The organism is Glutamicibacter uratoxydans, assembly GCF_006539925.1.
GTDB classification, from domain to species: Bacteria; Actinomycetota; Actinomycetes; order Actinomycetales; family Micrococcaceae; genus Glutamicibacter; species Glutamicibacter uratoxydans.
The window spans coordinates 72,921-89,422 of the sequence record NZ_BJNY01000016.1 but is presented as its reverse complement, the minus strand read 5'-3'; the positions used below and the strand labels follow the sequence as shown (position 1 = coordinate 89,422).

Annotated in this window: 19 protein-coding genes and 1 pseudogene; 7 read left to right on the top strand and 13 right to left on the bottom strand. The window is 57.9% G+C overall.

Annotation, left to right across the window (positions count from 1 at the left end):
• Window positions 1–62 precede the first annotated feature (62 nt).
• Together mscL and coaA are read right to left on the bottom strand one after the other, a co-directional pair.
• Window positions 63–461 (bottom strand): large conductance mechanosensitive channel protein MscL, encoded by a 399-nt coding sequence (gene mscL / locus AUR04nite_RS13765; protein ID WP_141366044.1) that lies wholly within the window; start codon window positions 459–461, stop codon window positions 63–65.
• 94 nt (window positions 462–555) lie between these two features.
• Window positions 556–1,515 carry a type I pantothenate kinase gene (coaA, locus tag AUR04nite_RS13760; protein WP_141366041.1) on the bottom strand — a complete coding sequence of 320 codons (960 nt, stop codon included), beginning with the start codon at window positions 1,513–1,515 and terminating at the stop codon, window positions 556–558.
• Window positions 1,516–1,683: 168 nt separating this feature from the next.
• Here coaA and glmS point away from each other — a divergent pair, with 168 nt between their 5' ends.
• From glmS to AUR04nite_RS13745, 3 genes are all read left to right on the top strand, one after another.
• Window positions 1,684–3,552 (top strand): glutamine--fructose-6-phosphate transaminase (isomerizing), encoded by a 1,869-nt coding sequence (glmS, locus tag AUR04nite_RS13755; protein WP_141366039.1) that lies wholly within the window; start codon window positions 1,684–1,686, stop codon window positions 3,550–3,552.
• Window positions 3,553–3,642: 90 nt separating this feature from the next.
• Window positions 3,643–3,996: a holo-ACP synthase gene (locus AUR04nite_RS13750; protein WP_141366037.1), complete on the top strand. Its 354-nt coding sequence runs from the start codon at window positions 3,643–3,645 to the stop codon at window positions 3,994–3,996.
• A gap of 98 nt (window positions 3,997–4,094) precedes the next feature.
• Complete coding sequence (locus tag AUR04nite_RS13745) at window positions 4,095–5,588, top strand: NAD(P)H-hydrate dehydratase (protein WP_170184212.1); 1,494 nt, start codon at window positions 4,095–4,097, stop codon at window positions 5,586–5,588.
• A gap of 34 nt (window positions 5,589–5,622) precedes the next feature.
• Here AUR04nite_RS13745 and AUR04nite_RS13740 read toward each other — a convergent pair whose 3' ends face one another.
• The 5 genes from AUR04nite_RS13740 to truA all read right to left on the bottom strand — a co-directional run bounded on the left by AUR04nite_RS13740 (window position 5,623) and on the right by truA (window position 10,774).
• Window positions 5,623–6,648, bottom strand: coding sequence for a hypothetical protein (locus AUR04nite_RS13740; RefSeq protein WP_218024688.1), 1,026 nt, complete (start codon window positions 6,646–6,648; stop codon window positions 5,623–5,625).
• Window positions 6,649–7,024: 376 nt separating this feature from the next.
• Window positions 7,025–8,374 carry a phosphoglucosamine mutase gene (glmM, locus tag AUR04nite_RS13735; RefSeq protein WP_141366031.1) on the bottom strand — a complete coding sequence of 450 codons (1,350 nt, stop codon included), beginning with the start codon at window positions 8,372–8,374 and terminating at the stop codon, window positions 7,025–7,027.
• A gap of 154 nt (window positions 8,375–8,528) precedes the next feature.
• Complete coding sequence (gene rpsI, locus AUR04nite_RS13730) at window positions 8,529–9,029, bottom strand: 30S ribosomal protein S9 (protein WP_141366029.1); 501 nt, start codon at window positions 9,027–9,029, stop codon at window positions 8,529–8,531.
• Between the two features lie 38 nt (window positions 9,030–9,067).
• Window positions 9,068–9,511, bottom strand: a complete 444-nt coding sequence (rplM, locus tag AUR04nite_RS13725) for a 50S ribosomal protein L13 (RefSeq protein ID WP_141366027.1) — start codon at window positions 9,509–9,511, stop codon at window positions 9,068–9,070.
• 315 nt (window positions 9,512–9,826) lie between these two features.
• The gene (gene truA, locus AUR04nite_RS13720) at window positions 9,827–10,774 is read right to left on the bottom strand and encodes a tRNA pseudouridine(38-40) synthase TruA (RefSeq protein WP_141366025.1); all 948 of its coding nucleotides are present in this window, start codon (window positions 10,772–10,774) and stop codon (window positions 9,827–9,829) included.
• A 146-nt stretch (window positions 10,775–10,920) separates the two neighbouring features.
• Here truA and AUR04nite_RS13715 point away from each other — a divergent pair, with 146 nt between their 5' ends.
• The 4 genes from AUR04nite_RS13715 to AUR04nite_RS13700 all read left to right on the top strand — a co-directional run bounded on the left by AUR04nite_RS13715 (window position 10,921) and on the right by AUR04nite_RS13700 (window position 13,071).
• Complete coding sequence (locus AUR04nite_RS13715) at window positions 10,921–11,289, top strand: hypothetical protein (protein ID WP_141366023.1); 369 nt, start codon at window positions 10,921–10,923, stop codon at window positions 11,287–11,289.
• Between the two features lie 315 nt (window positions 11,290–11,604).
• Complete coding sequence (locus tag AUR04nite_RS13710; RefSeq protein ID WP_141366021.1) at window positions 11,605–11,868, top strand: hypothetical protein; 264 nt, start codon at window positions 11,605–11,607, stop codon at window positions 11,866–11,868.
• A gap of 144 nt (window positions 11,869–12,012) precedes the next feature.
• Window positions 12,013–12,432, top strand: coding sequence for a hypothetical protein (locus AUR04nite_RS13705; protein WP_141366019.1), 420 nt, complete (start codon window positions 12,013–12,015; stop codon window positions 12,430–12,432).
• Window positions 12,433–12,636: 204 nt separating this feature from the next.
• On the top strand, window positions 12,637–13,071 hold the full coding sequence (locus AUR04nite_RS13700) for a hypothetical protein (RefSeq protein ID WP_141366017.1): 435 nt from the start codon (window positions 12,637–12,639) through the stop codon (window positions 13,069–13,071).
• Window positions 13,072–13,197: 126 nt separating this feature from the next.
• On the opposite strand, the pseudogene rplQ reads toward AUR04nite_RS13700, so the two are convergent.
• The 6 genes and pseudogenes from rplQ to infA form a co-directional block, all read right to left on the bottom strand.
• Window positions 13,198–13,644: pseudogene (gene rplQ / locus AUR04nite_RS13695) on the bottom strand (50S ribosomal protein L17); the annotation flags it as partial.
• A gap of 83 nt (window positions 13,645–13,727) precedes the next feature.
• Entirely contained in the window at window positions 13,728–14,729 is a 1,002-nt protein-coding gene (locus AUR04nite_RS13690) for a DNA-directed RNA polymerase subunit alpha (RefSeq protein WP_141366012.1), read from the bottom strand.
• A 166-nt stretch (window positions 14,730–14,895) separates the two neighbouring features.
• On the bottom strand, window positions 14,896–15,297 hold the full coding sequence (gene rpsK / locus AUR04nite_RS13685; RefSeq protein ID WP_022874114.1) for a 30S ribosomal protein S11: 402 nt from the start codon (window positions 15,295–15,297) through the stop codon (window positions 14,896–14,898).
• 43 nt (window positions 15,298–15,340) lie between these two features.
• Window positions 15,341–15,715, bottom strand: a complete 375-nt coding sequence (rpsM, locus tag AUR04nite_RS13680; protein ID WP_141366009.1) for a 30S ribosomal protein S13 — start codon at window positions 15,713–15,715, stop codon at window positions 15,341–15,343.
• Between the two features lie 151 nt (window positions 15,716–15,866).
• Window positions 15,867–15,980 (bottom strand): 50S ribosomal protein L36, encoded by a 114-nt coding sequence (gene rpmJ, locus AUR04nite_RS13675; protein ID WP_071894985.1) that lies wholly within the window; start codon window positions 15,978–15,980, stop codon window positions 15,867–15,869.
• A gap of 125 nt (window positions 15,981–16,105) precedes the next feature.
• Window positions 16,106–16,327 carry a translation initiation factor IF-1 gene (gene infA, locus AUR04nite_RS13670; protein ID WP_047119658.1) on the bottom strand — a complete coding sequence of 74 codons (222 nt, stop codon included), beginning with the start codon at window positions 16,325–16,327 and terminating at the stop codon, window positions 16,106–16,108.
• Window positions 16,328–16,502: the final 175 nt, after the last annotated feature.

Below are 16,502 nucleotides of genomic sequence, written 5' to 3'. Positions count from 1 at the left end.
GGGGATAGCAGCCGTTGGACGACTGCTATCCCCGCCTGCAGACGAGTGATGATGAAAGTTCTTTAGCGCAGAGACTTGAGCTCGTCGCGGATCTGCTCCAGCAGTGCCAGCTGCGGATCTGGCTCTGCTTCCTCTTCTTCTGCGGTGATGCCGCGCTTGCGGTTGAGCATTTCGGTGGCCTTGTTCATTGGCAGGACCAGTGCGAAGTACACGGCGGCTGCGATGAGCAGGAAGTTGACCAGGGCGGTCAGGAAGACACCGAACTTGATCTCGACACCGTTGATATCAACCAACAGGAAAGCGTCGAAGTTTGGCGAGCCGACCAATGCTGCGATCAGTGGCATCAAGATGTTGTCCACCAAGGCAGTTACTACTGCGCCGAATGCAGCGCCAATGACCACGGCAACGGCCAGATCGACAACGTTGCCCTTCATAATGAAATCGCGGAATCCCTTAAGCATGTTTAGAGCATACACAGATGACTACTAGCTGAGGGCGTTTTTCAGGCCAAAAATTCGAAGTATTTGATGAATGCACATGTGAAGTTCACGAAACTTAGATCTTTCGCAACAGCATTCGGCGCACAGAGTGGTCCGCATCCTTGCGCAGCACCAGCTGCGCCCTCCCGCGGGTGGGCAGCACATTTTCCTTCAGGTTCGGCTCGTTGATGCTGCGCCAAATCCCGTGCGCTGTTTCCCTGGCTTCTTCGTCGGTGAGCTTTGAATAACGGTGGAAATAGCTGGCCGGGTCGGAGAAGGCGCCGGAACGCAGCTTCATGAAGCGGCGGATGTACCACTCTTCAATATGCTTGGTCTTCGCGTCGACATATACGGAGAAGTCGAAGAAGTCGCTCAAGGCAAGGCCGACGGTTCCATCCGAACGGGTGCGCGCAGGCTGCAGCACGTTCAAGCCCTCGACGATCAGCACCTGCGGCGAGCGCACCCACTGGCGCTGGCCCGGAATGATGTCATAGGTCAGGTGCGAGTACACCGGGGCGCTGACTTCCTTGGCACCGGACTTCACCGCAGAAACGAACTTGAGCAGGGCCCGGCGGTCATAGGATTCTGGGAAGCCCTTGCGGTGCATGATGCCGCGGCGCTCCAGCTCGGCGTTCGGGTAGAGGAAACCGTCGGTGGTAATCAGCTGCACGTCCGGGGTTTCAGGCCAGCGGCGCAGCATTTCGCGCAGCACACGTGCGGTGGTGGACTTGCCCACTGCCACCGAACCTGCAACACCGATGACGAAAGGGGTGCGGCTGGTCTGCTCCCCGAGGAAGGTGGTGGTGGCCCGGTGCGTGGCCCCGGCCCCTTGGACATAGAGGTACAGCAGGCGGCTAAGTGGAAGGTAGACGTCGCGCACTTCCTGAAGGTCCAAGGCATCGCCCAGACCGCGCAGCCTCTCGATGTCATCGAGGTTCAGAGGCTGTTCCATCTGGTTGGAGAGTCGCGCCCAGGTAGCTCGTTCAAGATCTACGAACGGCGTGATGGTCGGTTCGAGTGTGTCGCGTGGTTCCACGAGGTCAAATTCTGCCAAGAATTAGTGCTCCAGCTCAAATACCGCTAACCCCGCTCCCAGTAATCCAGCGGATTATTACCCGGATTAGTGATCCATCACACGATCTTTTTTGAGGGGTGCACCACGATTAGTAACGCCCCCTTGGCCCGAACCGGTAGTCTTTTTCCCATGTGCGGAATTGTAGGATATGCAGGAACCTCCAGCGCTGTCGCCGATCACGGCGCACTGGACGTTCTAATTGAAGGCTTGCGCCGATTGGAATACCGCGGCTACGACTCTGCCGGCGTGGCAGTAGTAGCCGATGGCGCAATCCATGCCAGGAAGAAGGCCGGCAAGCTGGTCAACCTGGAAAACGAAATTGCTCAGGAGCCACTTCCCGAGTCGATGACCGGCATCGGCCACACCCGCTGGGCCACCCACGGCGGCCCAAGCGACGGCAATGCCCACCCCCACCTTGCCGACGGCGGCAAGCTGGCAATGATCCACAATGGCATCATCGAGAACTTCGCAGGCATCAAGGCCGAGCTCTTGGCCGATGGCGTCGAGTTCCTCTCCGAGACCGACACCGAGGTTGCAGCGGCCCTGCTGGGCAAGGTCTACGCCGAAGCCGACGGCGACCTGACCCGTGCCATGCAGCTGGCAGTGCAGCGCCTTGAAGGCGCATTCACCCTGCTGGCAGTCCACCAAGACCACCCGGGCGTCGTTGTGGCGGCACGCCGCAACTCCCCGCTGGTGCTGGGGCTGGGCGATGGCGAAAACTTCCTGGGCTCGGACGTCTCCGGCTTCATCGACTTCACCCGTCGCGCAGTGGAGCTCGGCCAGGACCAGATCGTCACCATCACCCCCGACTCCCACTCGATCACCGACTTCGACGGCAACCCTGCCGAAGGCAAGGAATTCACCGTCGACTGGGATGCGGCCAGCGCTGAAAAGGGCGGCTTCCCTTCCTTCATGGAGAAGGAAATCTTCGACCAGCCTGCAGCCGTGGCAGACACCCTGCTGGGCCGTGCCGACGCCGAGGGACGGCTGACCCTTGATGAGCTGCGCATCGAGCCTGAGAAGCTGGCGAAGATCACCAAGATCGTCGTGCTTGCCTGCGGCACCAGCGCCTACGCCGGCTCCGTTGCCAAGTACGCCATCGAGTCCTGGTGCCGCATCCCGGTAGAGGTGGAGCTCTCCCATGAGTTCCGCTACCGCGAACCAATCGTGGACAAGAACACCCTGATCGTCTCCATCTCCCAGTCCGGCGAGACCATGGATACCCTGATGGCCGTGCGCTACGCCAAGGAACAGGGCGCCAAGACCCTGTCCATCTGCAACACCAACGGGTCCACCATCCCGCGCGAGTCCGATGCTGTGCTGTACACCCACGCAGGTCCGGAAATCGCAGTAGCCTCCACCAAGGCATTCCTGGCACAGATCACCGCAACCTATCTGCTGGGCCTGTACCTGGCGCAGTTACGCGGGAACCTGTTCTCCGGGCAGATCAAGGACATCCTTGCCGACCTTGCCAAGATCCCCGCAAAGATCCAGGACATCCTGGACCGCAGCGGCGAAATCAAGGACCTCGCCCGCTCCATGGCCGAGTCCAAGTCGGTGCTGTTCCTCGGCCGCCACGTGGGCTACCCGGTTGCCATGGAAGGCGCGCTGAAGCTCAAGGAAATCGCCTACATCCACGCCGAAGGCTTTGCCGCCGGCGAGCTGAAGCACGGTCCGATTGCGCTGATCGAAGAGGGCCAGCCGGTCTTCGTGGTGGTTCCGTCCCCACGCGGCCGCGACTCACTGCATTCAAAAGTCGTCTCCAACATCCAGGAAGTCCGCGCCCGCGGCGCCAAGACCCTGGTGATTGCAGAGAACGGCGACAGCGCGGTCAAGGACTACTCGGAATGGGTCTTCTACGTTCCGGAGACTCCTACCCTGCTGATGCCGCTGCTGGCCACCGTACCGCTGCAGATCTTCGCCTGCGAATTGGCTACCGCCAAGGGCTATGACGTGGACCAGCCGCGTAACCTGGCCAAGTCGGTCACCGTGGAGTAATCCTTCACCAAGCACTGATTGCGGGTCTTCCATGTTGAATGGGAGGCCCGCAATTTTTTTGCCCCGAAACTGCTGGATAAACTGGAAGGCATGATTGCAGGAATTGGTGTAGACATCGTCGACGTGCCGCGCTTCGGCCGGCAGCTTGAAAAGACACCGAAACTGCGCGACAGGCTCTTCACCGACGTTGAGCGCGACCTTCCGCTGCGTTCCCTGGCCGCCCGCTTTGCCGCCAAGGAAGCCATTGCCAAGGCACTTGGCGCACCCTCGGGGATGAACTGGCAGGACTGCAGCATCATCAAGGACGCATCGGGCGACCCGCAGATCCACCTGATCGGTTCCGTGCAGGAAGAAAGCGAACGCCGCGGCATCACCTCATGGCATTTGACCATGTCCCATGACGGAGACATGGCCATCGCCATGGTCATTGCCGAGAAGTTGTAGATCACAGGCGACACGGATCGCATTAAACTGCTGGTTAGCGCCGCCGGGTGAGTATTGTTTGACTTATGATCCCTGTCTACAGTGTTGCGCAAGTACGTGTGGTTGAATCTCAGGAGATTGCTCGCCGCGGCGATGCCACGTTGATGAAACTGGCCGCCACCGCGCTGGCCAGCGAAGCTGTTGCCATGCTTGATGAGCACCCGCTGACTACCCAGAGCCTGGTTGTGGGTTTGATCGGCCCGGGCAACAACGGTGGCGACGGCCTCTACGCCCTGGCGCAGCTGGCTGAACTGGGATGCTCAATTCTTGCGCTGCAATGCACCGACAAGATCCATGCAGAGGCACTGGCAGACTATACGAAGGCTGGGGGCACATTGCTGCCGCTTTCCCAGGGCCAGGATGCACTGGCCAACGCCTCGCTGGTGATCGATGCGATCTACGGCATCGGCTACCGTCCCGGCGCCGACCTTCCAAATCTTCCCCGCGGAGCCCGCGTGCTCGCCTGCGACGTCCCCTCTGGACTTGACGCAGCCACGGGCCTAGCCGATGACGACGTACTGCTGGCTGAACGCACGCTGACCTTCGGCGCCATGAAGACCGGCCTGCTCATCGGGGACGGACCGCTGGTTACCGGTGAACTTTCGGTTGCGTCACTAGACTTCGACTTCTCAGAACAGAATGCCCAGACCCAGCTGGTGGATGAAAACGTTGCCCGCGAGCTTCTGGACCAGCACCGCTCCTGGCGCGACGCTGGACGGCACAAGTACCAGCGCGGCGTCCTCGGCCTGATTGCCGGCTCGGAACTCTACCCGGGAGCCGCACAGCTAACTGCCCGCGCCGCGGTGAACTGCGGCGTCGGCCTGCTGCGCACCCACGTGCCGGAAGAAATTGCTGGCTTAGTTGCCGCTGCGGCACCTGAAACCGTGCCGCTGGATGACGAGCAGATCCGCGAGGCATTGTCTTCCGCCCGCCGCTACCTGCATGGGCGCGGCGCTAAGATCTCTGCCTGGGCCATTGGCCCAGGACTGGACAGCCGTACTCCCCCAACCGGCATCATCGCCGATGTGTTCACCAGCCGTCAGCCGGCGGTCATCGATGCCTCCGGCCTTGAACTGGTGCCTACCGGACCGAGCGAGCAGCCTCGCGTGCTGACCCCTCATGCCAAGGAACTGCGCATGCTTCTGCGCCGTGCCGGAGTCAGCGTGACCACCGAGGAAATCGCTACCGATCCGGTGCGATGGACCCGATGGGCTGCGCTGGCCTATAACGCGGTGGTTCTGCTCAAGGGCCCCACCAGCTACATTGTGGCTCCTAACGGCAGCAGCCTGGTTGTGTGCCACGGAGCGGCGCAGCTGGCTACAGCTGGCAGCGGAGACGTGCTGACAGGCATCCTCGGTTACCTGCTCTCGGACAGCTCCATCACCGGCGTCAGCGGCCTGCAGACAGTCTCCAATAGCCGAATGATGGAACTGACTGCCTGCGCGGCATCCATCCACGGATACCTCGGCCGCATCACCGCCAAGGATGGCACCGTCAGCGCGTCGCGCCTGATCGACCGCTTGCCGGCAGCCATGAAGGAATTCGGGTTCTAGCAGATCCTCCGTCAGGCACTTTGGCCCGTCTTAGCTATTGCACGGCTAAATAAGCTAAGACCAAAGTGAACATTCCGGCCATCAAAATAATGGCGCTATAGCTCCAAAATGTCCAAGTCTTTTTGGCTCTGCCCTTCGGTGTACGCGAGAGAACAAACGCCGCAGCCAGCACGAGCGGCAGCAGAATCGGCAGCATTGCGGTCCAAGAGCCCAGGCCCTTGAATTTAAAGACTCCACTGGCGCCATAGAGCGCGAGGAACAATGCGGGCACACCGATGCCTATCGAGAACACCACGGCCAACACGTTGAACCGCGACTGTGCATCCGCTTCGCGAGAACTTGAGATTCCCACCACCGAAGAAACCAACGCTTGGATAGTCTGCGATTCCCTTTCCATCTGAAGCTGGAGTTGCAGGCACTGCCTGATAGCAGCATCATGTTGCCGAATCCATGGGCGCATCTCAGAAGTTGCAGGTTGCTCTTTAATAAGCAGTGTTGGGTCCTGCAGCTTTCGGTATCCGTGGTAAACGTCGCGATCGTACTCATAGACACGCAGGCCTTCACGGACTGCTTCACGCGCCTGATCGGCGACCTTGCTGCTGATGATATTGAATTGGAGTAGCTGCGCTGTAATTTCTGTAAAATCTTCCAGCGCATTTGAATTGCTGCTGGATTCAGCGAGACGGGACTCCAACTCATAACGGAGGTTTCGGATATCCACCACATTCTCACGAGACATCTCACAAATTGCCTTAGCCGCCGAAGGCAATAGATGTTCTCCGCGGTGCTCTACTTCGTGCTCTATGACATTCCTAAGTTCATTCCCGATAAAGTTCAATTCGGGGCAGTCACCTGAATTGGGCACCGTTGCTTCTGAGAAATGCACTATCGGAGTCCATGCAGACTTCTTGGTTCTTGACTTACGTTTAGAGTCTGCACGTGAAGTCAGCCGCCAAACGTCTGAGATAACAGTCTCCAACCTCAGCTCATCATCGTGTGTGAGCAACATAGTGCAATAGCCGACACCAATGACATGTTTCCCTTCGCCGACCTCAGTCATGCTGAAGATCGGGACTACGCGCAGATCCTTTGGCACAACTATGGCACCGCAGTCATTGGTGTATCTAAACGTCGAGCGCGCCACTTTAGAATTGCCAAAGTGCACCTGGCAGTCTCCGTTGAAGTTAGTAATCAATGCATCCTCGAATATTGCTCCTACATGGGCATCTCCAACCTAATCGATGTCTGTCCCTTTACCCAGTGACGCTATCGAATATTTCAGCTCTATGAGATAACTGGTTGGCTTCATCTTTGAGTACAGTGCGAAACTGACATTGTGAATTGAATGTGCCATACAAGGACAAGCATCAAAAACAAAGCAAAACGCCCCGCAGATCGTCATCAGTGACAATCTGCGGGGCGTAGCGCGCTGTGTATTAGTCCAGAGACAGGTGGGCTGAAACGGCCGCTGCCAGTACTTCAGCTTCGGCCTGGGCATGTTCTGGGGTAGCGGCTTCCACCATGACGCGGACAACCGGTTCGGTGCCCGAAGGGCGCAGCAGCACGCGCCCTGTGGAGCCCAGACGGGCTTCTACAGCAGCGATGTCGCGCTGCAGCGGCTCGGAGTCGGCAACGCCTGCCTTGTCCACTCCGCGTACGTTGATGAGCACTTGGGGCAGGACGGTGAGCACCGAAGCAAGCTCCTTGAGGGTCTTGCCGGTCTCCTTCACGCGCGCCGCAATCATCAGGCCGGTGAGCACGCCGTCGCCGGTAGTTGCGTACTGGCTGAAGATCACGTGGCCCGACTGTTCGCCGCCCAGCGAGTAGTTGCCTTCCTGCATGCCTTCCAGCACGTAGCGGTCACCCACTCCGGTCTGCTTCAGCGTGATGCCTGCGGCATCCATCGCAAGCTTGAGTCCGAGGTTGCTCATGACGGTGGCTACCAGGGTGTCGTCCTTGAGCTCGCCGCGTTCCTTCAGCGCAATGGCCATGATCGCCATGATCTGGTCACCGTCGACGACATTGCCTTCGTGGTCTACAGCCAGGCAGCGGTCCGCGTCGCCGTCGTGGGCGATGCCAAGGTCTGCCTTGTGTTCGATGACCGCGGCCTGCAGCTTCTCCAAATGCGTGGAGCCGTAGCCGTCGTTGATATTCACGCCGTCCGGCTCGGCGCCAATGACCACTACCTGGGCGCCGGCGGCCTTGAAGACCTCTGGGGAACAGCCCGAGGCCGCGCCGTGGGCGCAGTCAAGGACGACTTTGAGCCCCTCAAGGCGGTTGGGCAGCGACTGCAGCAGGTGCACGATGTAGCGGTCTTCCGCATCCGCGAAGCGTGCGACGCGGCCTACCTCTCCGCCGGTGGGGCGGGGCTTCGGCATCTTCAGACAGGCTTCGATGGCGTCTTCCAGCGCATCGTCAAGCTTCTTGCCTCCACGGGCAAGGAACTTGATCCCGTTGTCCGGCGCGGCGTTGTGGGAGGCGGAGATCATCACGCCGAAGTCTGCATCCAGGTCGCCGACCAGGTACGCGGCAGCCGGGGTCGGCAGGGTGCCGGCGTCTTGAACGTCAACGCCCGAGGCGGCAAGGCCTGCTTCGATGGCAGCCGAAAGGAAGTCGCCGCTGATGCGCGGATCCTTGGCCACTACCGCCACAGGTTTTCGCTCGCCTTCAGACTGGCTCAACCCCAAAACTACCGCAGCTGCTTGTGCGAGTTCCATCGCCAGCTCCGGAGTCAACAATTCATTTGCTTTTCCTCGGACACCATCGGTCCCAAATAACCTTGCCATCGTAATCAATCATAAGCCTTGGAATGCCCTTTGCCTTGAAAGTACGGGCGGTTTGAAGCTTCCAGTTCCCTCGGTGTTCTCGCGGTTAAACGGCCAACGGCCCCACAACTCCCGAATGGGAGTGTGGAGCCGTTGGGGCAAACCTTGTAAAGGTTTAGCGCTTCGAGAACTGCGAAGCCTTGCGGGCCTTCTTCAGACCAGCCTTCTTGCGCTCGATGACGCGTGCGTCGCGGGTCAGGTAGCCAGCCTTCTTCAGTGCTGGTCGGTTAGCCTCGCGGTCGATCTCGTTCAGTGCACGGGCGATGCCCAGGCGCAGTGCGCCAGCCTGACCGGAGATGCCGCCGCCGTGGATGCGGGCGATAACGTCGTATGCGCCTTCCAGACCCAGAACCTTGAAAGGCTCGTTAACATCCTGCTGGTGCAGCTTGTTTGGGAAGAAGTTGTCCAGTTCGCGACCGTTCAGGGTCCACTTGCCGGAGCCTGGGATTAGGCGAACGCGGGCAATAGCCTGCTTGCGGCGGCCAACAGCTGCACCTGGAACGGTCAGCGGAGCACGCTCGGTCTCGACAGCAGCGGTCGAGGCAGTGGTCTCGGTGGTGTAGGTCGAAGGAGCTTCGCCTTCGAATTCAGTGATCTCTTCAGCGTTCTGAGCCACGATAATCTCCTATTAAGTATTTCTTCTCGGGGCCAGGACTACTGAGCGACCTGGGTGATTTCCAGTGCCTTCGGGGCCTGAGCAGCGTGTGGGTGCTCGGAGCCACGGTAGACCTTCAGCTTGGACAGCTGGGTAGCTGCAAGCTTGTTCTTTGGAATCATGCCCTTGATGGCCTTCTCAACTGCGAGAACTGGGTTCTTCTCCAGCAGGTCAGCGTAGTTAACGCTCTTCAGACCACCTGGGAAGCCCGAGTGACGGTAAGCGCGCTTGTTCTGCAGCTTCTTACCGGTCAGAGCAACCTTTTCGGCGTTGATGATGATGACGTGGTCGCCCATGTCCATGTGTGGAGCATAGGTTGGCTTATGCTTGCCGCGCAGCAGGGTTGCGGCCTGAACTGCGAGGCGGCCGAGGACTACGTCGGTAGCGTCGATGACGAACCACTGACGGGTCTGGTCAGCCGGCTTTGGGGTGTACGTACGCACAGTAATTGCCTTACGTTGTTTCGTTTCTGGTCAAACAGTCGCAAGTCCGAAGGCGGTGAGATCCCCCGGTTACGAGCACTGTCGTGTTGTTCTTGTGTTTGGACCAGTACGTCAGGTGAGGACTGATATTGACCGGCCGTCCATATAGTGTTCGCGCACCCAGCAGACCAGCGGCTATGCAACTAAACCGTCACGCTTGGGTGTGTAGTGTCGAACGTGGACATACACAACTCATAAAAGTTTAGCTGATTAAAGTGTTTACGGCCAAAATTGCCCGACCCTCGTGAGCAACAACACCCTTAATCCACGCGGGTTTCAGCCCTGCTGATCCTCGGCCGCAGGCATCGACTCGACGTCGTCGTGCTCTCGCTTAGCTCGGGTCTGGGCAGCCCTGGCAGCAAGCTGGTCATCATCCGGGTAGTACACCTGCTCAAGGACCAGCGCCCGAGGGTGGGAGAGCTTGGTTTTTGAATCCCTGACCATTGCTTGAAGCCGACTTGCGACAAACCCTGGTTCTTCGCGCCCATCCCCCACCATCATTGCCGCGCCAATCAGTGCGCGAACCATGTTGTGGCAGAAGGCATCTGCTTTCAGGTGGGCAACAATCAGTCCGTCTTCGCCGCGCTCGAAGGTGAACTCCTGCAAGGTGCGGATCGTCGTCGCATCGGGGCGAGGCTTGCAGTACGAGAGAAAATCGTGGCGGCCCAGCACGCTTTGCGCTTCAGCATTCATGGCTTCGACATTCAGCGCCGAGCGGTGCCACGTTGTCAGATGCCGAGTCAGCGGATCCCAGCGTTCCAGGCCGTCTGCAATGCGGTAGGAGTAGCGGCGGGCAAGCGCCGAGAAGCGGGCGTCGAAGCCTTCTGGAGCTACCTGGGCTTCATGGACCCAAACGGCTCCGTCTTGACGGCCGAGAATACCGTTAATCCGACGTACCAGTGCTGGACCTGGAGCCAGCGGAGCACGGCGCGGCAAAGCGTCGAATTCGTCCTGGGTCAGGTCGAAGTGCACAACCTGGCGGCGTGCATGCACTCCTGCATCGGTGCGGCCGGCAACAACAACTCGAACCCTGCGCCGAATCAGCGTTTCAAGAGCTTCTTCGACCAACTGCTGAACTCCGATGACGTTAGGCTGACGAGCCCACCCGCTGTATGCGGCACCGTCATAACCCAAAACCATACGCATGCGGATCCATGCTGGCGCCTGCGTTGAACCAAGTGCTGTGGTGCCAAAAGGATCAATGGCTTCAGGATGCGAACTCATATATCCCATTATGCTCACCAGCAAGCAGTCGGTCCCAATCCAACCAGTGCGAAATACCTGACGCCGCATTACGGATGAACAGTGATTCGCCTGAATCTTCATCCCCGAAAAGGGAAAGTTGAAACTATTTATTAGTGTTCAAACGAATGCCGTCCGCCGTTGTCCAGCCAATGGACAAGCTGGATCACAGGAAGCGGCAGACGTTGAAAAAGTTTGCCACAGCACTCGCCATGCCAGCATTTCTCTTGATGACCCTAGCCAGCTGCAGCGCCCAACTTACTGCGACGGATACGCGCAACTATTTCAAAGAACAGATGGCAGCTTCAGATGTCAAAAGCACGTACTTGGCAAAGGAAGAGCTGGAGGGATCGATCAATAAGTTGGCCGTGCTCTTCAACAACGCATCTGCCAAGGCGGCTGATGCTCAACTGCTGTCAATCGACATGAACTCTTCGCCGACACTTCAGAAACTCTTGATCAAAAGACTGACGAAAAACTCTATGGCCAGCCATTAACAATTCGTATCCGCCGGCAACAATTCGTATCCGCCGGCGACTACTTTGCCAGCTCCTGCAAAGACTTCGGCGACTTCAAATAACACCGCTGCCAGACTAGTGCTCCCAAATCCGAATATAGACGGATAGACTCCAGTTCAAGTGATGCATCGCCCCGAACCGGAGATGGCTATGAAACGTACTCAGTTCGCAGCTGTTCTTTCAGCTGCAACTATAAGCGCCTCTCTGCTGTGAGTCTGCAGTGCGCAGCTGACTACCCAGGAGACTTGCGAGTACATCAGTTCCAGGGTCAGCGCTCCGGAACTGAACCAAACATTGGCAGATCGCAAAGATGTTGAGAAGATCTCGAAGACCGCCAGCGGCATTCTCGACGATGCAGCACAGCGTACCGGGGATGAGAAACTTCGTGATGCGCTGGTGATTCTCTCTGAATCGACCAAAGAGACGCTGCGGCAGTACAAGGCACACATGTCTGGTGGAACCGTTAGCGAACAAGAAGACTCAATGTACGATGCCAGACGGTATGAAACAGCCTCCTATTTCTTGACTGCGTGTCCGGGCATCAGCCCGTTCAGCTAACCTTGTTGGATTACAGTCAGCCTACTCATGGGGAGCACTACCCATTTTCGGCATTTCTGATACTCAATCAGTTGGCCATATGAAAGAGTGGAGACAACGGATTAGATTCCGATCATCGCCCAAATCTTGAAAGAGAGTTCCCCCATGAAGAAGATGCGTATCGTTTCACTCGTCGCCGCTCCCCTGATCGGCCTGACCCTGCTCACCGGCTGTGGCTCGTCCAACACCGCATTGTCTGACGACGCAGCGTGCAAGGAGCTGCGCAGCTCTCTGGAGTCCGTCGGCGCCAACATGAGCGCCGACTTTGACCCAACTAAGGACTTGGCCAAGCTGAAGGAAGCAGCCCCGAAGATCCAGGACATCGCCGACCGTACCGAGTCTGACTTCAAGACCCAGCTGGGCACCGTGGCCAACGGCTTCAAGGCAGTCGGCGATTTCATCGGTGATGATGGTCAGCTGGACATGGCCAAGATTATGGCTTCGAACGATGCTCAGAAGACCTTTACCGACATGGGTCCAGCCATCAACAAGGTCAGCGAAGTCTGCGGCGACACCCTGCGATAGTCACGCAGCTTGGCATTCTGAGATCCGTCTTCCTCGAGTTCTCGTTTACGTGAATGCTGTGGATTCCAACTGATTGTGAAAATCCGCCACTTTGCTAGGGCACAGTACTTCATCGAAGTCCTGTGCCCTTCGTTTAGATATCGACCGCTCGGTACCTCGACAACTTGTCAGCTCAGGACACCAGCTTTTTTCAAGGAGCATGCGATGCCATTGAGAGTCTTCGCCGCGGCAGCTCTCGTGCTTTCAACTGCAGCCATCACCGGTTGCTCTGCGAAACTTCCAGCAGCTGACACTTGTTCGCATTTTTTGGACAAGGCCGCCAAATCGGGTTTGGGAGAAAATCTTGCCGCAGCGAATAGAGCGATGGTCTCTGGTGACTATGGCATGGCAATAAAGCCCTATCGCGATTACGCTTCGCTGCTCTCCAAGGCAACCGATGATAGTTCCGATGAACAGCTTGCCACTTCCCTCAGAGCTGTTGCCGGCTGGTCTGATCGCATCGCTTCAATCTTGGGAGACGAAAGTCTAGACCGGACGTCGAAAGGGAAGCAGCTCACCGAGCAGTTGTTGAGCGCCGAATTCCAGGAGCAGTCACGTTCCCTCTATCGGGTTTGCCCTGGTATTGAGGAGCTCGGCTAAATCGCCTGGTGCTTTAGGACCGTGCTGCCTCTACGTGGTCGCCGCTCCAGTTTTCAGGCATAAAGAAATCCCTCCGTGAATTTCACGGAGGGATTTCTTTATGTGCTGAGCACTAAAGAGGATTTAGGCCTCTTCGGTTGCCTCTGCAGCCTTCTCGGCAGCCTTGGTGGCTTCCTTGACGACAGCCTGCTTTGGCGAAACTGGCTCCATCACGAGCTCGATAACAGCCATAGGAGCGTTGTCGCCCTTGCGGTTGCCGATCTTGGTGATGCGGGTGTAGCCACCGTTGCGGTCAGCCATTGCTGGTGCGATGTTCTCGAACAGCTCGTGAACGATCGACTTGTTGGTGCGCGAACGCGAAGCGATCACGGACTGGACGCGGCGACGCGATGCCAGATCCCCGCGCTTTGCGAAGGTGATCAGGCGCTCTGCGTGTGGACGCAGACGCTTTGCACGGGTCAGGGTGGTGGTGATCTTCTTGTTCTCGAAGAGCTGTGCGGACATGTTAGCGAAAATCAGTCGCTCATGTGCTGCACTGCCGCCGAGACGCGGACCCTTGGTAGGGGTAGGCATGGTAGTTCTCCTAGATGAATAACCCGTTCCGAACGGTCATAACCGTGCGGACGGATGAAGTAGTGTGTCGCGAGACGAGGTCTTTACAGACCTTCGTCGTAGTCGACGCCATCATCGATGGCGCTACGAGCGGCCAGATCGAAGCCTGGAGGGGAATCCTTCAGTGCTAGACCCAGTTCAACAAGCTTTGCCTTGACTTCGTCAATGGACTTTGCACCGAAGTTGCGGATGTCCATCAGGTCGGCCTCGGAGCGAGTTACGAGTTCACCCACGGAGTGGATGCCCTCACGCTTCAAGCAGTTGTACGAACGAACAGTCAGTTCCAGATCTTCAATCGGCAGAGCCATGTCTGCAGCCAGGGCTGCGTCGGTTGGCGATGGGCCGATCTCGATACCCTCAGCTGCGGTGTTCAGTTCGCGGAACAAACCAAACAGCTCAACCAGGGTGGTGCCTGCGGATGCAACTGCATCGCGCGGGGTGATCGATTCCTTGGTCTCCACGTCGACGATCAAACGATCGAAGTCGGTGCGCTGCTCAACACGGGTAGCCTCCACGCGGAAGGTCACCTTCAGCACTGGGGAGTAGATCGAATCAACTGGGATACGACCGATCTCGCCATCAGCGCTCTTGTTCTGCGATGCAGACACGTAGCCGCGGCCGCGCTCGATGGTCAGTTCCATGTCGAACTTGCCATTGGCGTTGAGGGTCGCGATGTGCAGATCAGGGTTGTGGAACTCCACACCGGCTGGCGGGGTGATGTCCGCTGCGGTGACGACGCCTGGGCCCTGCTTGCGCAGGTAGGCGACGACTGGCTCGTCGTGCTCGGAAGACACGGACAGGTTCTTGATGTTAAGAACCAGTTCGGTGACGTCTTCCTTGACACCGGCTACGGTGGTGAACTCGTGCAGTACGCCGTCGATACGAACGCTGGTGACAGCTGCACCAGGGATCGAGGACAACAGGGTACGACGGAGCGAGTTACCTAGGGTGTAACCAAAGCCTGGCTCCAGCGGTTCGATAACGAAACGGGAGCGGTTCTCGGCAACTACTTCTTCGGTCAGGGTTGGGCGCTGCGTAATGAGCACTTACATTTCCTTTCAGCGAGCGTCCGCTATATGACGCCTCACGGGGGTGGAAACGACGGTAGCCTTCAGGTGGCCGTTCGTCTTTTGCAGGCAGTGAGTCCAAGATAGTCACCGAGGCGTCAGTAGACACTTCGGTGACTTCCTTAGGCTTAGCCTAGCGAATCAATTAGACGCGGCGACGCTTCGATGGGCGGCAACCGTTGTGTGCGCTTGGGGAAACATCCTGGATGGATCCAACCTCAAGACCAGCAGCCTGCAGCGAACGGATCGCGGTTTCGCGTCCCGAGCCTGGGCCCTTGACGAAAACGTCAACCTTGCGCATGCCGTGCTCCTGAGCGCGCTTTGCAGCAGCTTCAGCAGCCATCTGGGCAGCGTATGGGGTCGACTTGCGCGAACCCTTCATGCCTACCTCGCCGGCCGAAGCCCACGAGATAACAGCACCAGTTGGATCGGTGATCGAAACAATGGTGTTGTTGAAGGTGCTCTTGATATGCGCCTGTCCCTGCGCAATATTCTTTTTGTCCTTGCGACGCGGCTTACGTACCGCTCCACGAGTCTTTGGGGGCATTTCTTCTCCTACGAAAAAGGTTTATAGATTAGGCCGCTAAAATTTAGCGGGCCTTCTTCTTACCGGCTACGGTGCGCTTCGGGCCCTTACGGGTACGAGCGTTGGTCTTGGTGCGCTGACCGTGGACCGGCAGGCCCTTACGGTGACGAAGACCTTCGTAGGATCCGATTTCAACCTTGCGGCGGATGTCGGCCTGAACCTCGCGGCGCAGGTCACCTTCCACCTTGTAGGTGCCTTCGATGAAGTCACGCAGCTGAACCAGTTCAGCGTCGGTGAGATCCTTCACGCGGGTGTCCGGGCTGATGCCGGTGGCCGCGATGGTCTCTTCTGCACGGGTCTTGCCCACGCCGTAGATGTAAGTCAGCGCGATGATTACGCGCTTCTCGCGTGGAATGTCCACGCCTGCTAAACGAGCCATATGTTGGCTACCTTTCAACGAACGGAGGTCTGGAGCAGTACCTTCCGCGAGTTTCCTCGCGGCCCCGGCCTCCGAATCCGGGGGTATACAGCACTTTCGTGCTGCGGCACTGCCTATTTTCGACTACGCGTGGGAATCCCGAAGAACGGGATTAGCCCTGACGCTGCTTGTGGCGTGGGTTCTCGCAGATCACCATGACGCGACCATTGCGGCGGATTACCTTGCACTTGTCGCAGATCGGCTTCACGCTTGGGTTAACCTTCAAGGGTTACTCCTCTTGCGGTTGCAGTTATTTGTGGAGCAGTAAAAAGCTTATCCAAGAACATTGCTCTAGCGGACGTTTTGCGATTGAACGCACAACATCCGCTAGGAAAGTCTTTTCAGTGCTGTTTACTTGTAGCGGTAAACGATACGACCTCGGTTGAGATCGTATGGGCTCATTTCAACCTGCACTCGGTCCTCTGGGAGGATTCGAATGTAGTGCTGACGCATCTTACCCGAGATAGTGGCGAGCACCACGTGTCCATTTGGCAGCTCCACGCGGAACATCGCGTTCGGCAGCGCTTCGGTCACAGTGCCCTCTACCTGGATGACACCTTCCTTCTTGCCCATTTTCCCCGCTAACTTTGGTTGTTGAGGATCACCCTCAACAAGTAATTGGTTCAAGTTCGCAACCAATGCGTCCAAGACCTGAAGTTTTGGGCGCACTTAAATAGCGAACCAACAAATAACAATACGCTATTGATTCTTCAATGGCCAATTCGAGTCGGCTTTTAAAGTGTTAGAT

What these genes read in the sequence shown, in the direction of transcription:
- glmM (WP_141366031.1), bottom strand. Translation starts at nt 8,374, where the DNA reads ATGGCAAGGTTATTTGGGACCGATGGTGTCCGAGGAAAAGCAAATGAA.
- AUR04nite_RS13705 (WP_141366019.1), top strand. Translation starts at nt 12,013, where the DNA reads ATGAAGAAGATGCGTATCGTTTCACTCGTCGCCGCTCCCCTGATCGGC.
- rpsK (WP_022874114.1), bottom strand. Translation starts at nt 15,297, where the DNA reads ATGCCCCCAAAGACTCGTGGAGCGGTACGTAAGCCGCGTCGCAAGGAC.
- AUR04nite_RS13715 (WP_141366023.1), top strand. Translation starts at nt 10,921, where the DNA reads ATGCCGTCCGCCGTTGTCCAGCCAATGGACAAGCTGGATCACAGGAAG.
- rpsM (WP_141366009.1), bottom strand. Translation starts at nt 15,715, where the DNA reads ATGGCTCGTTTAGCAGGCGTGGACATTCCACGCGAGAAGCGCGTAATC.
- AUR04nite_RS13740 (WP_218024688.1), bottom strand. Translation starts at nt 6,648, where the DNA reads ATGACTGAGGTCGGCGAAGGGAAACATGTCATTGGTGTCGGCTATTGC.
- infA (WP_047119658.1), bottom strand. Translation starts at nt 16,327, where the DNA reads ATGGGCAAGAAGGAAGGTGTCATCCAGGTAGAGGGCACTGTGACCGAA.
- AUR04nite_RS13700 (WP_141366017.1), top strand. Translation starts at nt 12,637, where the DNA reads ATGCCATTGAGAGTCTTCGCCGCGGCAGCTCTCGTGCTTTCAACTGCA.
- truA (WP_141366025.1), bottom strand. Translation starts at nt 10,774, where the DNA reads ATGAGTTCGCATCCTGAAGCCATTGATCCTTTTGGCACCACAGCACTT.
- AUR04nite_RS13750 (WP_141366037.1), top strand. Translation starts at nt 3,643, where the DNA reads ATGATTGCAGGAATTGGTGTAGACATCGTCGACGTGCCGCGCTTCGGC.
- glmS (WP_141366039.1), top strand. Translation starts at nt 1,684, where the DNA reads ATGTGCGGAATTGTAGGATATGCAGGAACCTCCAGCGCTGTCGCCGAT.
- mscL (WP_141366044.1), bottom strand. Translation starts at nt 461, where the DNA reads ATGCTTAAGGGATTCCGCGATTTCATTATGAAGGGCAACGTTGTCGAT.